Source organism: Lactobacillus sp. HMSC08B12, assembly GCF_001808415.1.
Classification (GTDB): domain Bacteria; phylum Bacillota; class Bacilli; order Lactobacillales; family Lactobacillaceae; genus Lactobacillus; species Lactobacillus delbrueckii.
The window spans coordinates 1-2,761 of the sequence record NZ_KV793145.1 but is presented as its reverse complement, the minus strand read 5'-3'; the positions used below and the strand labels follow the sequence as shown (position 1 = coordinate 2,761).

The 2,761-nt window shown below is 49.1% G+C and carries 4 protein-coding genes and 1 pseudogene; 1 reads left to right on the top strand and 4 read right to left on the bottom strand.

All coding sequences use genetic code 11. The features are described from left to right. Positions 1-373: 373 nt before the first annotated feature. The 4 genes and pseudogenes from HMPREF3168_RS10630 to sufC all read right to left on the bottom strand — a co-directional run bounded on the left by HMPREF3168_RS10630 (position 374) and on the right by sufC (position 1,808). Positions 374-562 (bottom strand): hypothetical protein, encoded by a 189-nt coding sequence (locus HMPREF3168_RS10630; RefSeq protein ID WP_231521574.1) that lies wholly within the window; start codon positions 560-562, stop codon positions 374-376. Between the two features lie 78 nt (positions 563-640). Beyond that, the gene (locus tag HMPREF3168_RS10625; RefSeq protein ID WP_231521576.1) at positions 641-787 is read right to left on the bottom strand and encodes a hypothetical protein; all 147 of its coding nucleotides are present in this window, start codon (positions 785-787) and stop codon (positions 641-643) included. 50 nt (positions 788-837) lie between these two features. Continuing rightward, positions 838-1,032, bottom strand: a complete 195-nt coding sequence (locus tag HMPREF3168_RS10620) for a hypothetical protein (RefSeq protein WP_231521573.1) — start codon at positions 1,030-1,032, stop codon at positions 838-840. A gap of 9 nt (positions 1,033-1,041) precedes the next feature. Beyond that, positions 1,042-1,808, bottom strand: a pseudogene (sufC, locus tag HMPREF3168_RS04495) (Fe-S cluster assembly ATPase SufC). Between the two features lie 210 nt (positions 1,809-2,018). On the opposite strand from sufC, the gene HMPREF3168_RS04490 reads away from it, so the two are divergent. Further along, positions 2,019-2,513, top strand: a complete 495-nt coding sequence (locus HMPREF3168_RS04490) for a GNAT family N-acetyltransferase (protein WP_013440100.1) — start codon at positions 2,019-2,021, stop codon at positions 2,511-2,513. The last annotated feature ends 248 nt before the right edge of the window (positions 2,514-2,761 follow it).

The window sequence follows — 2,761 nt, the reverse complement described above, 5'->3', positions numbered from 1 at the left end:
TTGTTTGATTCTTGTCAACAAGTTTTCGATATTTTCTTTTTCGTGTCTCCGGCGAATTCCTTCTTCGCCGCGGCAACAAATATTAGTATACTCGTTATTTTTGAAAGGTCAAATTAGCCTTTTCATTCGCTTTATCATGGGTACAGCAGGCAGAGTTGTAATATTTTGCCTTGCCGCTTCTGCTTCTTTTGTTCTGCTTTATCTTTCTTTTTAATTCTTTAATGAATTCTTTGTTCGCTTTTTACCCTTTTTACCGGGAAAAATATTTTTATTTTTTCTGTTTTTTGTTTTTTCTCTGCTTGTCTGTCTCGCTTATAAGAAGAGCTTTGAAAATAAAGTCGCCGTGCTATTTGGCTGTTGGCAGCCCTTTCCCTCACTTTTTCTGCCCTGGTACAGTTATCAAATCCCTTTCATTTTTCACATAATTTTTCTTGTGTTCCTTATGTCCTATATTCCATTTTGGACTATTGTTTTTGTTTTTTTTAGAAAGGCTGATCCAACTTCCATGATCAAAACCCGTCTTATCAAGCAGCTGGACTCTTCCAGCCGCTACCTCAGCCAATTCGCCTATGCCTTTCTGGCTCCCTTGACCCTGTTTGCCGTCTTGGTCAAAATCGACGCCCCGGCCAGCATCTTCCTTTTATGTGCCGTGCCCGTGATCCCCATCGTCATCATGGTCGTCATGCTGGTCGCCGATAGTAATGGCGATCACGTTCATCTCGGCTCTGGCTCCCTGCCCGTAAAGGTCAGAGTCATAGTCAGCCAGAATCTTCCCGTCGCTCAGCATCCCCATGGCCCAGTCCAACTTGGCGTCCCGGCCGACTCAGGCTACCCGCTTTAAGTAGGCGGTCGTGTTTTTGCCCAAAATTCTGCCCCAGCTTCAATGGAAAAAGCTGCCCTCTTTTGCAAGGGCCGGGTCAAAGACAGGGGCCAGGCCCGGTAGTCCACCTTGGCAAAGTCGGGCCTAGGCAAGTCCGGCAAAGCGGCAGCGGCTTCTGCCTGCATTTTTGCAAACCATGCTTGTGCGGTCATGCTTCCTCCTTAAACGTCTTCATCCGTCAGTTCAATGTCCAGGCCCAGCTCGTCGCGCAGCTTGGTGTAGCCTTCCTTTTCCAGGCGCTGGGCCAGGTCCGGCCCGCCACCCGGCGACCCGGCCGCCCATCATAACGTGGACTTTGTCAGGCACCACGTAGTCCAAAAGGCGCTGGTAGTGGGTGATCATCAAGGCGCCGAAGTCTGGCCCCCGCAGGTCATTAACCCCTTTAGAGGCCACCTTCAAAGCATCGATGTCTAGGCCGGAGTCGATTTCGTCTAAAATCGCGAACTTGGGCTTGATCATCAGCATCTGCAAGATCTCGTTACGCTTCTTTTTCCCGCCGGAAAAGCCCTGGTTCAAGTAGCGCTGGGCCATTTCGGCCTTCATGGCCAAAAAGTCCATCTTTTCATACAGTTCCTGGAGGAATTCCCGGGCCGGGACTCGATCGCCTTCCGGCCGGCGGGCGTTCAAAGCCCGCCGGATGAATTCAGCGTTGCTGACGCCAGGGATTTCAGCCGGGTACTGCATGGCCAGCCCGGGCCCGGTCGTCAACTGGCAAATCCAGCAGCTCTTGCCCATCCAGCTTGACTGACCACTGGGTTACCTTATATGCCGGGTTGCCCATAATGGCTTCTGACAGGGTCGACTTCCCCGTCCCATTTGGTCCCATAATGGCATGGATCTCCCCGGTTTTCAGCTGCAAGTTAACCCCTTTGAGAATCTCCTTGCCGGCAATTTCTACGTGCAAATCAGTAATTGCTAACTCTGACATGACTCACCTCAACTAGTTATCTACAAAATTTAGTGTCACGTCTATTTATAGCACACAAGACCTAGTGGTTATATAGGACGAAAGGAGAAATATGCGATTTTTTAAGAGATTGCAAATCACCAGAAAAATATCTGAAAACTTCAGAAAATAAACCAGTAATTTGACAAATCTTTCCAGCCTGCTACAATGGCTAAACATAATCAACTAGTTATGGAAAGGATCCTGTCAACCGTGAAAAAACGTCAGAAAAACGACTTCAGCAAAGAAATTCAAGTCAAACATTTTAACGAGCTCTCTGCCCGGGAGGTCTTCTGCCTGTCCAGAATCCGCGATGACGTTTTCGTTGCCGAGCAGGAAATCACGGTTCCTGAACTGGACGACCAGGACCTTTCTGCCTACCATGTCTTTCTTTTAAATGAAGACCAAAGCAATGCCCTGGCGGCCGCCCGCTTCTTCAGCGAAGAAGGCCGTTTCTACATCGGCCGGGTCGCCGTGCAAAAGACTGCCCGCCACCGCGGGATTGCCAGCCAGCTGTTAGGCGCCATTGAAAACTACGTTTTGGCAAATAGCTTAACCAAAGAACTTTATCTGCACGCCCAAGCCAATGCCCGGGACTTCTACCTGGCCAATGGCTACCACGATGTCGGCCCCGTCTTCATGGAAGCCGGCATCCCCCACCAAATGATGGCTAAAAGCCTCGCCTAAGCAGCCGCAAGGCTGCTTTTTTCATGCAAAAAACTGCCCCGGGAGAGGTCCCGGAGCAGTCTGGCGATTTGTGAGTTAGTAAAGAAAGTTTTTTAAAATAGAGGAGTAAAAGTTTTGGATTAAAGAGTAATGTTAAAAATGGTAAAAATTATCACGCGCTTTAGTTAAAGGCAATTTCCTGCGCGTCGTCGCCCGCCTCTACAGGGCGCGGGTCGACATCCAATGTCATTAAGTTAAGGGATTGACAT

Excerpts from the sequence above, each read along its gene's own strand:
- HMPREF3168_RS10625 (WP_231521576.1), bottom strand. The coding sequence starts at position 787 with ATGCTGAGCGACGGGAAGATTCTGGCTGACTATGACTCTGACCTTTAC.
- HMPREF3168_RS10620 (WP_231521573.1), bottom strand. The coding sequence starts at position 1,032 with ATGACCGCACAAGCATGGTTTGCAAAAATGCAGGCAGAAGCCGCTGCC.
- HMPREF3168_RS04490 (WP_013440100.1), top strand. The coding sequence starts at position 2,019 with ATGGAAAGGATCCTGTCAACCGTGAAAAAACGTCAGAAAAACGACTTC.